Source organism: Methanotorris igneus Kol 5 (assembly GCF_000214415.1).
GTDB classification, from domain to species: domain Archaea; phylum AGJL01; class Methanococci; order Methanococcales; family Methanococcaceae; genus Methanotorris; species Methanotorris igneus.
Genome location: NC_015562.1, coordinates 764,975 through 780,423, shown reverse-complemented (window position 1 = coordinate 780,423; position 15,449 = coordinate 764,975). Strand labels below are relative to the sequence as shown.

The window sequence follows — 15,449 nt, the reverse complement described above, 5'->3', positions numbered from 1 at the left end:
ATGCTCTTCAAATATTCGATAAAAACAAATTCAAGAGAAGAGATGATTGATATAACAAGTTATGTTGAGGAAAGTGTTAAAAAAGCAAATGTAAAGGAAGGGGTGGTAGTAGTATTTACTCCCCACACAACATCAGCCATAACTATAAACGAGAATGCCGATCCTTCTGTGAGGAGGGATATAATAGCATTCCTAAAAGATAAAATCCCAAGGGATTATCCATTTACACACATAGAAGGGAACTCTGATGCTCATATAAAGAGTTCCACATTTGGATGTTCTTTGACGGTTATAATTACAAATGGGAAATTGCTCTTAGGAACATGGCAGGGCATTTATTTCTGTGAATTTGACGGTCCAAGACATAGGAATTTTTATGTCAAGGTCATAGAGGGTTAATCTTTTAGATTTTTAAAATGATAGATAATATAGAAAATACGTAGATATTCCTAAAATTATATGTTTTTACAATTTTTCTATTTTGTGTATAGTTGTTCTGTGAATGTTACTATATAGTCAGTGACAAAACTTTCTGATATATTATGTTTAAATAGCTAACAAAATTCAGCAAACGACTATAATACTTAGCGTAAATTTCAATTTGAAGATTGTTTAACAAATTCTAATTTAAATTCAAAGTTTGTTATGTGTTTTTAAATTGCAGAACTACTATAATCAATGTATTCAATTGAATTGAGCTAAAAAATTTTACAGTTGTGTTATAAAAGCACACAAAACCAAAAAGTATATATAATAGTTTTGAGTATTGTATTTGTGCCGACATGGGTTGTGCAGGGGTCGCCAAGCCTGGCCAAAGGCGCCGGACTTAAGATCCGGTCCCGAAGGGGTTCGGGGGTTCAAATCCCCTCCCCTGCACCATTTTTAATTTTAGGCATCTAAATTGATAAATTTAGATATATCGTTCTTTTTTTGCTAAAATTTTTATACACCTTTAGCGTTTTTTAAATTGAATTAAAACTGAAGGTGAGAGTTTGATAATTGGTGTTTTAGGAATTCAAGGGGCTATTGAAGAACACGAAGAAGCGATAAAAAAAGCAGGTTATGAAGCAAAAAGAGTTAGATTTGTTGAAGATTTAAAAGACATAGATGCGTTAATTATTCCAGGTGGAGAGAGCACAACAATGGGTAAGTTAATGGTTAAATACGGGTTTATGGATGCATTAAAGAATTCTGATTTACCAATATTGGGAACCTGTGCAGGTATGGTTCTCTTATCGAAAGGAACTGGTAGAAAACAACCATTATTGGAGTTAATGAATGTAACTATAAAAAGAAATGCTTACGGAAGTCAGAGGGAAAGTTTTGAAAAAGACCTTGAGATGAAAGGTGTAGGGAAAATCCACGCTGTGTTTATAAGAGCTCCAGTTGTTGATAAAATATTGAGCGATGATGTTGAAGTTCTTGCAATGGATGATGATAAGATTGTGGGAGTTAGAGAAGGCAAATATGTAGGATTATCTTTCCACCCAGAACTTTCAGAGGATGGATATAGAGTTTATAAGTATTTTGTTGAAGAGGTTGTTAAGAAATAAAAACAAATATTGAAAAATAAATTAGGTTAAAATTATAGTCGTGTGCGTTAGAAATTGGAAATATACTATTGATAAATTCTTAAAGATTTATCCATTATTTCAAATTTTAAGGAAGGATAATGATTATTTAAAAATTCATTAATGCATAAATAAGTTTAAAAATCCACTGCAACCTTCGGTTGCAGGGAAGTTGAATAACCGTAGGTTATTCAACTATTTCGCACACGACTATAACTAATCTTTTCAACTTTCACAGCACACTTAAATTCTGAAAGAAACTTTTAGAATAAAGTTTCATCAAAATGAATAGGATGTTTCGTTTTGTTTGACATCTTTTTTTCTGGATGATTGATTAACCTTTTCAACCTTTACAGCACATACTTTAAGTTCTGGAATCTTACAGTTTGGATCAAGAGCAGTATTTGTTAGTATATTTGCGGTAGTTTCTGCAAAGTGGAATGGCATAAATACCACTCCTTTTTTAATATCTTCAGTAATTCTCGCTTTTACAACAACCTCTCCTCTTCTTGATGATACTTTAACTAACTCGTTATTTTTAATGCCTAATTTTTTAGCATCTTCTGGGTGCAACTCCATGAATCCTTCGTTTATTTCGTTTATTATGTGCTTGCTTCTCCTTGTCATTGTTCCTGTGTGATAGTGGAATATTATTCTTCCGGTTGTTAGGATGAATGGGTATTCTTTATCTGGCAATTCTGCAGGTTCTTTGTATTCAACTGGGAAGATAACTCCTAAACCATCTGGAGTTAAGAACTTCTCAGTGTGTAAAATTGGTGTTCCTGGATGTTTTTCATCTTTACACGGCCACTGTATACCATCAACTACTAATCTGTCATAGGTAATTCCTGCATATTGAGGTGTTACTTTTCTAATCTCCTCAAATATTTCTCTTGGTGAGTTGTAATTAAACAACTCTTTGTATCCCATCTTTTCTGCAAGTTTTTTGATTATTATCCAATCTTCTAATGCCTCTCCTGGTGGATTTACTGCTTTTCTTATTCTTTGTACTCTCCTCTCTGTATTCGTGAATGTCCCATCTTTCTCTGCCCAGCATGCCGCTGGAAGGACAATATCGGCCAATTCTGCAGTTTCAGTTAGGAATATATCCTGAACTACCAGAAAATCAAGGGATTTTAAAGCATGTTCAACATGCCCAATATCTGGATCTGATACCATCGGGTTCTCTCCCATTATGTAGAGACATTTTATATCTTTACCTGCATTTTCAATCATTTCAGGAATTGATAAACCTGGCTCATGGTTCAACTCAACTCCCCAAAATTCTTCAAATTTCTCGTAGGCAACATTTACTTTTTGATAACCGGGGAATACATTAGGTAGAGCACCCATATCACAAGCTCCTTGGACGTTGTTTTGCCCTCTTAGTGGATTAACTCCAGTTCCCCTCTTCCCTATATTTCCAGTTATCATTGCTAAATTGCATAATGCTTTTACTCCATCTACACCCGATGTGAATTGAGTAACTCCCATACAGTAAAGTATTGATGCTCTTTCAGCACTTCCATACATTTTTGCTGCCTTTATGATTAACTCAGGAGAAACTCCACAGATTTTTGAAACATATTCAGGAGGGTATTTTTTCACAACTTTTTTTAACCCTTCAAATCCTTTTGTTCTATTTTTTATGAATTCCTCATCAATTAGTCCCTCTTTTATAATTACATGCATCATTGCATTTATAAGCGCTACATTTGTTCCTGGGATTATTTGGAGGAATAGATCGGCATTTTTTGCGGTAGGTGTTTTTCTTGGGTCAATTACTATTACCTTAGCTCCCTTATCCTTTGCTCTAACAACTCTCCTTGCGATTAATGGGTGTTGTTCAAAGGTATTAGAACCAATTATTAATATACAGTCTGCATCTTCAATATCTTCAATTGAGTTTGTCATGGCACCGGACCCAAAGGCTTCCCCTAAACCTACAACAGTCGCAGAGTGTCAAAGCCTTGCGCAGTGGTCTATGTTGTTAGTTTTTATAACTGCCCTCGCAAATTTTTGGAAAATATAGTTGTCTTCATTTGTACATCTTGCAGATGAGAAAAATCCAATTTCGTCTGGGGAATATTCTTTTAACATACTTGCAATCAAATTCAATGCTTCATCCCAAGTAACTTCAACAAATTCTCCATTCTTTTTAATTAATGGTTTTTTTAATCTATCTTTGCTATGAATAAATTCATAGCAATAACTCCCCTTAATGCAGGTTTTTCCCTCATTTATAGGGTGCCTTTTAAATGGATAAGTTCCTACAACTTTCCCATCCTTTACAATTAAATCTACCCCGCAACCAGTTCCACAGTATGGGCAAATTGTATGGACAAATTTTAAGTTCATAATCCATCACCATTATTTTTGTAATTGGGAAGCCTTTGGGTCTTTTTTCGCCACCTGCTCCCAAGAGGGTTCGCAGAGTGGCGGGTGCCATGGAGTAGAGCGACTAATGGTAAAATATATACGGCAAAATCCTATGGATCTTGCCATTAATTTTTAAATTAATTTATAAACTTGTAAAATTTTAAGTGGTCATTATTCCCTTTTAAATTTTTAAAATTGAGTGTTTAATGCCTCATAAATTTTATTGAAGTTATGTTCATCGAAGCGAAGCTTCGAGCAGCGAAAACTCCGCAGGAGTTTTCGCCTAAACTCTTAGCGCACACAACTATAAAATAAATAAAAGATTCAAAAATATAGGATTAAAGATTAAAAATATTAGAATATTAATTTTATTTATAGAAAATTGGATGAAAAATGAAAATTGATATTAGCAAAGTTTTTTGAGTTCTCCAGTTTCAACATCTATCAGATATCCTTCAACAGTTATGTCCTTTGGAATTGCAGGATGGTTTTTTATTATATTTACACCTTCAATTACATTTTTTTCTTCATCGTCAATCTTACCTAACCAACATTTGAGGTTTGGGGTGAAGTAAGGGTTAGCCCCTCTCTCAATCATCTTCTTTTTAATTTCTTCAACATCAATGGATTTCATTCCACAATCCGTATGCCCAACAACCATAACCTTCTCTACACCTAAACAATAAATTGCAACAACAAGAGACCTTATTACATCATCAGTTATTATGTTCCCTGCATTTTTGATAACTTTAGCGTCTCCTCTTTTTACTCCTAATTTTTCAGATAGGAAATTTACAAGACGAGCATCCATACAAGTAACTATTGCAAGTTTCTTCTTAGGTTTTACATTCCCCAAATTTATCCCTCCGTTTGTGTTCAAAATCATTTTGTGACGAGTAATATATAATCTTTAATTTTAAAATTTCAATTTACGGATAATGAATGTTTGAATATCCAATATTTAAATTTAGTCGGATAACATTTCAAAATATTGGCTTGGGTTAAAATTTTGGCAATAGAAACTTAAAAAACAGAATTACAATAAAATTAATTACACGTATTAAGAAACAGAACTAAACTAAAAATAGAGTAAGTAGGACTATTGTTAGGGGTCTGTCCAACGTGAACAATCATAGACATAATGTCTACGTTGGACTTGGATGTCATCAGCCTCAGTTCCCTCTAGGTTCATCGGGAACATATCATCGGTCTCCATCCCTGTCACGGACATAAAAACCTAACGGTTTTTAAGTTCCCGTCGCTTCGCTCCGGGAGAACTCCAGCTCCGCCTATGCTATGGTTTTAACCCTGCCCTCTTGGGACTCCATTTTACTCCCGCATCTGGGCAGGGGTATAAAAACAAACTTCCAACCGAAATCGTATTGACTTACAAGATTAAACACAATTAATAACTACACATTTATAGTATATATAGTTTTATAGTTTCAAACGGCAAATTTATCCAATGTATCTTAAGTCTTCATCACTTGGTGGTTTTGGTTGTTGTTGCATCATAACTTCTTCTTCAAACTTTCTAATCTTTTCAAGGAATTTCTCCATTTCTTTTGCCCTCTCTTCCAATTCTTTCATGTCAATTTCAAACCCAACTATCTTTGAGAATTTCTCTAAAACTGCCCTTGCTGATTTTGGGTCAACCAAGTACCCTGGTGTCTCCCCCATCAAACAAACTCCTTCAATACCATTCAATTTTGAGAATGTGAGCATCAACCCAGCAGCCCCTACAATTCCTCCACCATCCTTTCTGAATTCAACTCCATACTCCTTCAACTTTTCAGCAAGTTCTTTTGACGTTGCCGCAGCATAGACTTTTGGAACATCAGTTATTTTTCCAACACCGAATCCCCCTAATGTGTACGTCATCTTAGCCCCATACTTAATTCCAATCTCAACGAGTTTTTCTGCGAGGTAGTATTGACCTATTGGGGACAATGCTTGAGTATTTCCTAAAACAACGATCATTGGAATTGGCTCTCTTATTATGTAAAATTCATTGTTCATGAACTCAACAGTTCCATCCTCATTAACCAAAACTTGTGGTGGGAAGTCATAACAATACAACTCTAAGAACTTCTCCCCCTTAAACTCACGGACAATATGCTCTGCCGCAATCCTCCCAACATGTCCAATACCAGGAAGCCCCTCCACAAGAATGGCATTTTCTAATGGCTCAACATCCCTTATTTTTCTTTCTATAATCTTTACCATAGATAACCCTCCTCAGATTATTTTTATTATTAATAATATTTATAGTCACTCATTTTTTAAGTTTCTTTTTATACATCTTTGCAAACTTTCTCAACATCATAACTTCTTCCTCAGAAACATCCAAGATTTCTTTAATTTTCTTTGATAAAGGACTTTCACCAAATAATAAAGATATTGCACTTGTAAAGTTCCTTGGGAATCTTATATCTGCTTTATCAAAGTCAATAATCCATACTTTATTTTTTGAGTCGTTAATAAGGATATGCTTCCCCCCTTGAATTTCCCCGTGGTCTATACCAATTAAATCTAACCTAACACACTGCCTAAAAATTTCTTCTACAATTTTTAGCAGTTTTTCTTTATCGTCTTTTGTTAGATTTTCAACATAATACTTCAATGCCACACCATCAACAAACTCAGTTATTAAATAATCATTGCTGTATCTATAAACCTTTGGCCCAACGCTCACCTTATTAACAATTTCCAGCATCTTTCCTTCATGGAGGACAGTATTTTTTGGGGTGTCTTTCCTTGGTATTTTTATGGCTACATCTTTGCCATCAAACTCTCCTCTTAAAACAACCCCCCTATGTCCTTTACCAACAACTTCTTTAAAAACTACACCCTCATCTATAAGTTTTTTAAGGATTTCCTCATTTAAAATGTTTTTTATAATTTCGTTATATCCTTTAATCTCAAGCATGGTTTTCCCAGTTTTGTTGTTTTTAAATGCTAATTCAATTTAATATGATTTAATGTGATTTTGTTTTAAAAATGCCGTATAACACATAACCAACCCCACACAGCAATACTGGATACACAAAGCCCCACATTGCCAATACCAAAGACACAAAAAATACTCCAATCAACACTTTATGTGGATATTTTGGATAACTTATGTCGCTAATCATCAACAACCCCACAATTATTGCAATAATTGAAATTAAAACTTTATTATCCAAAACCTCACAAAATGATGCCAAAACCAAAGCACCTGCTGGAATGGGCAAGCCAACGAAATGCTTAACATTCAATATTCCAAACCTTGCCAACCTCAAAGCCCCACATAGAGCAAAAATCAACGCAGAGATTAAGGCAAAGTTACTTTCAAAATTATAATAAAGCAAATACGCAGGGGCAACACCAAAACTTACAACGTCGCAAATACTATCCAACTCAGCCCCAAAGTCAGAGACGGTATTTGTTTTCCTTGCAACAAAACCATCCATGGCATCAAAAATAATGGATAAGTAGATAAACCTAAAATCATGCAACAATATTGCTAAAAGTCCAAATATGATGTTTGCCATTGTAACATAATCAGAGATGGTTATTATTTTCCTTATGCTGAACATATTCCCACTTTACTTTCTTTCTAATCTTCTTTTAATTGCTATGAATAAACTACCGAGTAGGATTAATGAGATGATTCTTATAAACCATTCATAACTTGCTAATGTTTGTAATTGTTCTTTTTGTATTGGATTAGTAGTTGAATTTATGATATCTTTATCTATTCCTAATTGGAAAAATGCTCTTAATGTCTGCCCAAGTAATTCATTATAATGTGCCATTGTAGTTTTTAATGGTTCTGGTGTGTGATTATAGATATACAAACCTACTGAATCAAAAGCTTTTAAGTCAATGTTCGGTAGTAAAATAGGAAATACAAACAACACAAAAATTAATGATATTATTATTGGTTTTGTTATTGATTCTCCATAGTTTGATGTTATTTTGTATATATCAAATGAAATTCCTTCTAAAAGCTCTTTTAGATATTTTATGATTTTTAATAAATATTTTGTAATCCCCAAGTATGCGACTATATACGAAATCACCAGTAGCGAGATTACTAATAGTGTTAGCATCATTGTAAAATACAAACCAAATAGTAATGATACAGATATTAAAATTATTAAAATCCAAATAATAATTTTATATTTTTCATAATTTGGCACAACTATTTTTCTCATTAACTCCATTTCATAAATAAATAATTCAGAAGCTTCAACAAATGTCCTATTGTTCTCAAAAGATTTTCTTATATTTCTATATTCTTTTAGGACTGTTTCCTCTCTTAAATATGGTGAAATAATATCTACCAAAGCCCTTAAAAATTCCTTATATTGATTAGTATTATCAAAATTAACATATTTTTTGTCTATTTTTTCTTTTATTTTGTTGGTTAATTCATCCAATTCTTGATTTTTTTCTTTTAGTTTATTTTCGCATTCCTGCAACTCTTTTTCATTAGTAAAAGGATAATTCTTTTTATTATTTAATTCATTAATATCATTTAATAGATTTTTAAATTTGTCAAACAATTCTTTTTCTTCCTTTATAAATTTTAATAAATAATCATCTAAAATTTTCTCCGCTTCTGCAATTATTGTTATGTCTTTTACATCCGTTAATAAAAAAGATGTTTTTGATAACGAAAAATTGATAAATGTTGTATTTTCTGGCTCTTTAAAATTAACCAAGTTGAAAATTACTATTCCTTTATCTTTATCTTTTTCTTTCTTTTTAAAAAAGACAATGTCCTCAAAAATTGTTTCTAAAAAGGATAACTGACCAAATGAAATATCTGTAAATTTAGTTATGGATTTAAATGTTGATTTTTCAAATTTTGCTATATTAAAAGATGAATTGCTGAAATCAACTTCTCCTTTAAATTTTGAACCCCAAAAATAAACTTCTTCTTCAAATGTTGAATCCCAAAAATAAACTCCTCCTTTAAATGTTGAAAAAATAAAATAAACTCCTTCTTTAAATGTTGAAAAAATAAAATAAACTCCTTCTTTAAATGTTGAAAAAATAAAATAAACTCCTCCTTCAAATGTTGAACCCCAAAAATCAACTTCTCCTTCAAATGTTGAACACCTAAAATCAATTCCTCCTTTAAATATTGAATACCTAAAATTAACATTTTTCTCAAATACAATTCTAATTCTTATATTTTTTTCTACTATCTTGAACATTATGAAATTACCATTAAATACAACATTTTCAATATTTATTTCAATCGCTCATCTTCAAGTATCATTACATAATATAAGCGATAGTAATTTAGAGAACCAGTTCGATTTATAGTTATAGATAAATGTATGGAAGCTTACATATAAGTGGAGATTTCTTCGACTAATGCCTCGATGTTTTCTTAAATGGGGTTTGATTATCGAATGGAAGCATTCGCAGTTATTAACGTGGGAGATGCCGTTAGAGTATTCTTTCGATGCATGATTAACTGTCAAATGTTTAAATACTTTTGGATGGGATTCTAAATTTTCGTAAATGGTATATTCGTCTGTATTAACAATTAAATCGTCTGAATTAACCTCGCTAATCATTTTCCAAATTTTGGTCTTGCTTAAATTCGTTTCAACGGAAGTAAGTACTCTTTTGTCCGTTCGATTATATAGGGTTATTATTGGAGGCCTTTCACTTTTATACGTACCTCTGCCTTTTCTTTTTAGACCTCTTTTTCGACTATTTTCTTTTTTAATGCCTTTATCTCCAGCATTAACGTAGAATTCATCTATCTCCAATTCTTTTCCAGTAATTTTTTTAAAAGATTGTCCTTTTCAGATAACTCCATAATTTCTTTTGCAAACGAATGAACTGTTCTATAATCTCTTCCCAATTCCTTAGACATTTGATTGATTGAGGAGTTTCCTAAATTTTTGGCTATATAAAACATTTCTCCCAAAGTTATTCGTTTTTTTAGCAAATATCGTTCCAGTTAAATCGTTGAAGTGTCTTTTACACGAGTTACATCTGTATCTTTGGATGTAGGGTTTGCGTCTTTCTTTACCTTTTAAAACAACATCTTTCGAACCACAGTATGGACAAATATATCCATTACCCCATCGAACCCTTCTTATAACTTCAATACATTCTTCATCCTTTGGTATGAATAATTTATATACCTCGACGCTCATAAGATTACAATATTAAGTTTATCATTTATATATGTAACCCTAAACGAAGATGAGCGTATTTCAATATTAATTTTAACATAAATTACATCATCTTTTTCTTCAATCAACTCTTTTAATTTTTCCTTATCTTTGATTTCTTCTTTAATCTTTTTGTAAATCTCTAAAATATCAACATTCCCATCAACAACATAATCCTTTAATTCAAATTTTGTTCCATTTTTCAAACATTTAACAAATCTATCAATAAATTCTTTATTTGTTATAACTTTCTTCTCCACATCCCTCACCTAAAGTTATTTAATATAACGCTCTCCCCTCTTCTAAAACATTTCTATGGAATGACCAGTTTATTTTTTTGTTAAACACCTCTTCACTCTCAATAATTGCATTTATAACAACTCCATATTTTAACAGCAGTTTAGTGCATAAATCAATGACATAATCAAAATCCACATCTCCAACTATCAAAATGTCAATATCGCTTTCTTCAGTATAGTCCCCCCTTGCATAACTGCCGAATAATATAATTTTTTTAATTCTGCCTTTATATTTTGATTTTAATGCATTCACGAACTCTTTTATTGCTTTTTCTTCGTTCATAATAATTTCCTCTCATCTTCAGTATATATTCCTTCCACATAACATTTTACTCCTTGTTATTATTTTTCTGATGCAGTTTGTTTATAAGATTTGTTAAAATTGCTTCTTTATTTGGAAATAAAAATAAAAGTTCTTCTTCAAATTCATTTATATGATATTTTCCATATTTTAGATGTAGAAGTTCATGGGCTAAAATAAATTTTATTTCTTCATCACTTAAATAGGGCAGTATGTTTTTATTTATATAAATTGTTTTATTGGTTAATGAGATAGAAGCGATTTTTCTTTTAAGTGGCTTTATTTTAATTTTTATATTTGTTTTTTTGTCATTTAGGTTTAGTTCATTTATTGTATCGCTCAATATTTCATTTAACATTTTTCTATCTTTCATTCTATCACAGAATTTTTATTTAAGTAAAAATTGGTTTAATAATCTCTTCAACTATTTTGCTTGATACTTTTCTTCTTTTTTCAGTTTCTTTAATAGCATTTTTCAAATCAACGAATAAAAATCTTTTAATTTTATCAAAATCACTTGGTTTTATTAATTTTTTATCTTCCAAATTTTTTAAGGTCTTTTCAGTTAATGGAAGTTTTTTAATATTGTAGTTCTCTACATTCTTTAAATAAAATAGTATATTTTTTATTGCCTTTTCTGATTTTGATAATGTTTTTTCTTCCTCTTCATAGGTTTTTAATGTATTTAAGCAATTTATTAGCTCATTAATTACATGCTCGCTTTTTTTAGTTTTTGAAATATATGCGTTTTTTAGCTCGTTTATCCTGTTGTATATCATCCTATATATTGGCTCTCTTTTATTTTGAAGTGTATCTAAAGCATAATAAATCATATCCGCAACTATTATGTTAATTTCATCTTTATTTTTTAAATTCTCCAATAGTTGAGGATTTATTAAGATTGAGGCAATATCTGTATAATTATCAAACTCTAAATATTTTATTACTTCCTTTTTTATTTGATTATATGGAATTTTATAACTTTTAGGTCTCATCTGCTTATTTATTCCAGCAGATATTATTTTCAGCCATTCATAGGTTTCATAATAATTTAGTTTTTCCCCATAAGCTCCAACAGCCTCAAATAATTGAATAAGTTCTCTAAGTTTTGCATAGAAATAATCAAATTTATCACTTAAAATAATTTTGCTTATAATTTTTTTAAATTCTTTCTCTGCTTCTTTCTGTTTTTTTAAATTAGCAGTGAAATCATCAAACTCAATCCCTACAATTAACTTAAATAACTCTTTAAATTCATCTAATTTCTTTAAGAAGGTTTCCCAGATTTTTGATGTCTCAACAAATAAGTTGTTTAAAATATCCTTATTTATTGCCTCATCCCTGTATAGGTTATAATCCTCAATTGCCTTTTTGTAGTTTTCAATTAATATCCCCGTTAAATCAACAATAAGCCCATATTTTTTATTTTTTGCTGGTCTGTTGGCTCTTGCAGACGCTTGAAGTAAGAGATAATCTTTAAGAAATTGGTGGATGTAGATAGTTTTTAATATTGGAGCATCAAAACCGGTTAATAATTTTCTATTGACAATTAAAATTTTTGGTTCATCTGAAGTTTTAAATTTATCAGCCCATTCTTTATTTAATTCCTCTATATTTTTACCATATTTCTCTTCAACCATTTTTTTGTAGTTTTCAATCTCTACCTCATCATTGTGAAGATATGTAATAACAACCTGAGTCCAGTCTTCATTATACTCTTTTATTTTTTCTTTAAGATATTTGTCTAAATATTTTTTAAACAAAATGCATGATTTTCTATCTTGAGCTACAACCATCGCCTTAAATTTAAAGTTTTCAGTGTCTTCTAAAATATGCTCTGCTATGTATTTTGATGCCTCTTTTATACTGCTTTCACTTTTCAATAAATCAGATAATTTTATTTTCTCAGCAATTTCCTTTTTAGATACAACAATATTATCTGCATCTTCTTCATCAACAAACAATTTTTCTATAATGTTTTTTATTTCTACCTCTGAGATATCTTTTATATCCCTCGGTCTGACAACTCTCCAAATTAAAGGTAAAGTAAAGCCCTCTTTTATCGATTCTTCAATAAAAAACCTATCTAAATAAAACTCTCCTTCTTTTGGATAGGCATATTCTTTAAATGTGCTCATATCCTTTTTATGAACTGGAGTTCCTGTAAAACCAATAGCAATGGCATTTTTTAAAATCTTATTTCTTAAAGTGGCAAATTTACCTGATTCAGTTCTGTGGGCTTCATCCCTCAAAATCAAAATTTCTTTTTTATCAATTGAGCCAAAAGATTCTATAAAGTCCTTTAATTTATTTTTATCAAATTTGTGCATCATAACTAAATAAACGCCCTTCTCTGAAATATTTGGATTTTCTTCTGACTTTTTTATTCTCTCTAAAACTTCTTTAAGTTCTTCAACGCTGTTAATTTTTTTGAAGTTATCTTTAAAAGTTGCATTTTGTAAAGCTATAATATCATCATTAAATTGATTTTCCAATTCTCTCCTATCCACCATTATAAAAACAATAGGGTCTTTATTTTTAAATTCATTATAAAATAGTTCTGCCAAATATAAAATTTCAAAGGTCTTTCCACTTCCCTGCCAATGCCAAACTAACCCTCTATTTTTATAATCTTTATTGTTTAGGTAGTTGGTTATTCTTTCATAAGCTTTTTTTACTGCCCAATATTGCATATATCTCGGGATAATTTTGGTTTTTCTTCCAGCCCTGTCTTTACTAAAAAATATAAAGTTCTTTATTATATCTAAAACTCTCTCCCTTTTTAATAAATCCCAAATATCTTCCTCTTTTTTCTCATTTTTCCATTTGTATGGCTTTTTAAATCTATCTTCTTTTTCTTCGTTTGGATATGTTGGAACATAAAGTTTTTCATCTCCATAAGCAATGGCAAACTGCACATAGTTAAATAATTTTGGGGCATCTCTTTCATATCTATTTATTTGATTTATTGCCTCTTCATAAGTTTCTTTTTCAGAAAATTCCCTTTTTGCCTCTATTATAACTATTGGAATGCCATTAATAAATAGGGTAAAATCTGGAATAATGTTGTCGTTTCCTTTAAATTTTAGTTCGTGGGCATAGTTAAAAAGATTTTTCTCAATATTTTTGTAATCAATTAATTTAACTCTATTGGAAATTTGCCCCTTCCTTCCTTTATCTAAAGTTATTAATACCCCATTTTTAATATAATCTAAAATCTCCTCTGGTTTTGGTTCATTCATTAGTTTATTTATTGCTTTCTCAATAAATTCATCTTTGTATTCTTCTATATGGTCATTTATAATTTTTAGTTGTTCCTCTAATATTGGCTTTATTATGTAGTTGCTAAATGCCTCCCCCCCATATCCTTTCAATTCTCCCCAACCTAATTTATTTAAATTCTCTTCTATATCTTTATGCACATAATTCTCTGGAATTGGCATTTTATTCACCTGAAATAAAAGTTTGAGGTAGTTCTATGGTTATTTTTGTGGTAATAGTTTCATCAAAATCTTAAACTCTTGGAAAGTATTTATATTCATCTCCCTCTTCTTTTCCATGTTCTTTTAAGTGCTTTAAAATAGTTTCAAAGCCAACAACACCATTGTATTCTAAATTGTTGAGTATTTCAATAATGGATTGGGAATATCTTTTTGCTCTTAAAACATGCTTATAGGTTATTTTTTCATTAGTGTTGTAATCTGCCAATTTTCTAAGAAAATGTAATTTAGATAATAACATTGATGCGATATTTAACTCATCACTGCCAATGTTCTTTGAAAATTTATTGAGATATATCCTAATAAAACTATGAATTAATCCTGATGAATAATATTTCTCAATATCTTCTCTTTTATCTACTCTATAAATCATGTCTCTTACTGTTAAAAAAGTATAATAGTAATATCTTCCTATTGCTGCCCTATATCTTCCTTCGTTGGGAAGAGATTTAAAATTTGGAAGATTATCGGCAATTTCTTTAAATTCCTCGCATTTAAACCCCATTTTACCCCTCAACAATTACAATGTTGTGCAGTGAGGCATTTTCAAATTTTGAGTTTATTATCTTATCTAACTTTTCCTCAATTTGTAGTTGATTATCTAAGTCAATGCCTTTGACAAAAACCCTAATTATATTTACCTCATCATCTAAATCGTAATCTAATAAAATCTCATATTTTAAGTCCTTATAATATCTTTTTAAATATTTATCAACATATTCAGCAATTTTAAAGGCAATATCTTTATTTTTTGAGTATTTCTCAAATAATTTGGTTTTTTTAAATTTCTTTTTTAATGCCTCTCTTTTTAAAATTTCTATTGCTTCTTTTTTTGTTAATGTTTGAGGCAACTCTATGATTATCTTTGTAGGCATAATTTCACCAAATTTTATTAATGCTAAAAAATTTAATTTAAGAATTTGAGTTTTTATTTACATAGTTTCTTTATTGCATCAATTATTGAGTTAGCATTCCAGCCAACAATTTTATCGGCATTTTCTTGAATAAATGTTGGAAGTTTTTGATTTCCGCGTGGCTTTACCGCTATAATTGGTTTTCCATATTTTTTAGCAATTTTAATTTCTTCTTGAATCCATTCTCTATAATTTACATACATCCCCGCAATTACGATAACACAGCTGGCAGGCATTATTTGTTTTTCTAATTCTTCCTTTAATTTTCTTTTATTTGATCTTCTAAATATCTTTTTT

The 15,449-nt window shown here is 30.4% G+C and carries 17 protein-coding genes and 1 tRNA gene; 3 read left to right on the top strand and 15 right to left on the bottom strand.

Annotated elements, in window-relative coordinates; genetic code table 11:
* The 3 genes from METIG_RS03770 (at nt 1) to pdxT (ending at nt 1,553) form a co-directional block, all read left to right on the top strand.
* Nucleotides 1-399 (top strand): secondary thiamine-phosphate synthase enzyme YjbQ, encoded by a 399-nt coding sequence (locus tag METIG_RS03770; protein WP_013798913.1) that lies wholly within the window; start codon nt 1-3, stop codon nt 397-399.
* A gap of 392 nt (nt 400-791) precedes the next feature.
* Nucleotides 792-879: transfer RNA gene (locus tag METIG_RS03765), tRNA-Leu, on the top strand.
* A gap of 113 nt (nt 880-992) precedes the next feature.
* The gene (gene pdxT, locus METIG_RS03760) at nt 993-1,553 is read left to right on the top strand and encodes a pyridoxal 5'-phosphate synthase glutaminase subunit PdxT (protein WP_013798912.1); all 561 of its coding nucleotides are present in this window, start codon (nt 993-995) and stop codon (nt 1,551-1,553) included.
* Between the two features lie 297 nt (nt 1,554-1,850).
* On the opposite strand, the gene METIG_RS03755 is transcribed toward pdxT, so the two are convergent.
* The 15 genes from METIG_RS03755 to METIG_RS03680 all read right to left on the bottom strand — a co-directional run bounded on the left by METIG_RS03755 (nt 1,851) and on the right by METIG_RS03680 (nt 15,442).
* On the bottom strand, nt 1,851-3,929 hold the full coding sequence (locus METIG_RS03755) for a formate dehydrogenase H subunit alpha, selenocysteine-containing (protein WP_013798911.1): 2,079 nt from the start codon (nt 3,927-3,929) through the stop codon (nt 1,851-1,853).
* Between the two features lie 427 nt (nt 3,930-4,356).
* The gene (locus METIG_RS03745; protein ID WP_013798910.1) at nt 4,357-4,836 is read right to left on the bottom strand and encodes a beta-class carbonic anhydrase; all 480 of its coding nucleotides are present in this window, start codon (nt 4,834-4,836) and stop codon (nt 4,357-4,359) included.
* Between the two features lie 572 nt (nt 4,837-5,408).
* Complete coding sequence (locus tag METIG_RS03740) at nt 5,409-6,176, bottom strand: proteasome assembly chaperone family protein (protein WP_013798909.1); 768 nt, start codon at nt 6,174-6,176, stop codon at nt 5,409-5,411.
* Between the two features lie 49 nt (nt 6,177-6,225).
* Nucleotides 6,226-6,879, bottom strand: coding sequence for a lipopolysaccharide kinase InaA family protein (locus tag METIG_RS03735; protein ID WP_013798908.1), 654 nt, complete (start codon nt 6,877-6,879; stop codon nt 6,226-6,228).
* Between the two features lie 49 nt (nt 6,880-6,928).
* A complete protein-coding gene (gene pssA / locus METIG_RS03730; protein WP_013798907.1) occupies nt 6,929-7,531 on the bottom strand; it encodes a CDP-diacylglycerol--serine O-phosphatidyltransferase in 603 nt (200 codons plus the stop codon).
* Between the two features lie 9 nt (nt 7,532-7,540).
* A complete protein-coding gene (locus METIG_RS09105) occupies nt 7,541-9,160 on the bottom strand; it encodes a pentapeptide repeat-containing protein (protein WP_013798906.1) in 1,620 nt (539 codons plus the stop codon).
* Between the two features lie 54 nt (nt 9,161-9,214).
* Nucleotides 9,215-9,727, bottom strand: coding sequence for an IS1595 family transposase (locus METIG_RS03720; protein WP_048055518.1), 513 nt, complete (start codon nt 9,725-9,727; stop codon nt 9,215-9,217).
* Nucleotides 9,728-9,826: 99 nt separating this feature from the next.
* Nucleotides 9,827-10,120, bottom strand: a complete 294-nt coding sequence (locus METIG_RS03715) for a transposase (protein ID WP_157209541.1) — start codon at nt 10,118-10,120, stop codon at nt 9,827-9,829.
* Nucleotides 10,117-10,398 carry a hypothetical protein gene (locus METIG_RS03710; RefSeq protein WP_013798905.1) on the bottom strand — a complete coding sequence of 94 codons (282 nt, stop codon included), beginning with the start codon at nt 10,396-10,398 and terminating at the stop codon, nt 10,117-10,119. The genes METIG_RS03715 and METIG_RS03710 overlap by 4 nt, the downstream gene beginning before the upstream one ends.
* 19 nt (nt 10,399-10,417) lie before the next feature.
* Entirely contained in the window at nt 10,418-10,720 is a 303-nt protein-coding gene (locus tag METIG_RS03705; protein ID WP_013798904.1) for a nucleotidyltransferase domain-containing protein, read from the bottom strand.
* 46 nt (nt 10,721-10,766) lie between these two features.
* Nucleotides 10,767-11,111, bottom strand: coding sequence for a M56 family metallopeptidase (locus METIG_RS03700; RefSeq protein WP_013798903.1), 345 nt, complete (start codon nt 11,109-11,111; stop codon nt 10,767-10,769).
* 19 nt (nt 11,112-11,130) lie between these two features.
* The gene (locus METIG_RS03695) at nt 11,131-14,181 is read right to left on the bottom strand and encodes an HsdR family type I site-specific deoxyribonuclease (protein WP_013798902.1); all 3,051 of its coding nucleotides are present in this window, start codon (nt 14,179-14,181) and stop codon (nt 11,131-11,133) included.
* A gap of 70 nt (nt 14,182-14,251) precedes the next feature.
* Nucleotides 14,252-14,743, bottom strand: a complete 492-nt coding sequence (locus tag METIG_RS03690) for a hypothetical protein (RefSeq protein WP_013798901.1) — start codon at nt 14,741-14,743, stop codon at nt 14,252-14,254.
* Nucleotide 14,744: 1 nt separating this feature from the next.
* Nucleotides 14,745-15,113 carry a hypothetical protein gene (locus METIG_RS03685; protein ID WP_013798900.1) on the bottom strand — a complete coding sequence of 123 codons (369 nt, stop codon included), beginning with the start codon at nt 15,111-15,113 and terminating at the stop codon, nt 14,745-14,747.
* A 53-nt stretch (nt 15,114-15,166) separates the two neighbouring features.
* Nucleotides 15,167-15,442: a TIR domain-containing protein gene (locus METIG_RS03680; RefSeq protein WP_281033979.1), complete on the bottom strand. Its 276-nt coding sequence runs from the start codon at nt 15,440-15,442 to the stop codon at nt 15,167-15,169.
* Between the last annotated feature and the right edge of the window lie 7 nt (nt 15,443-15,449).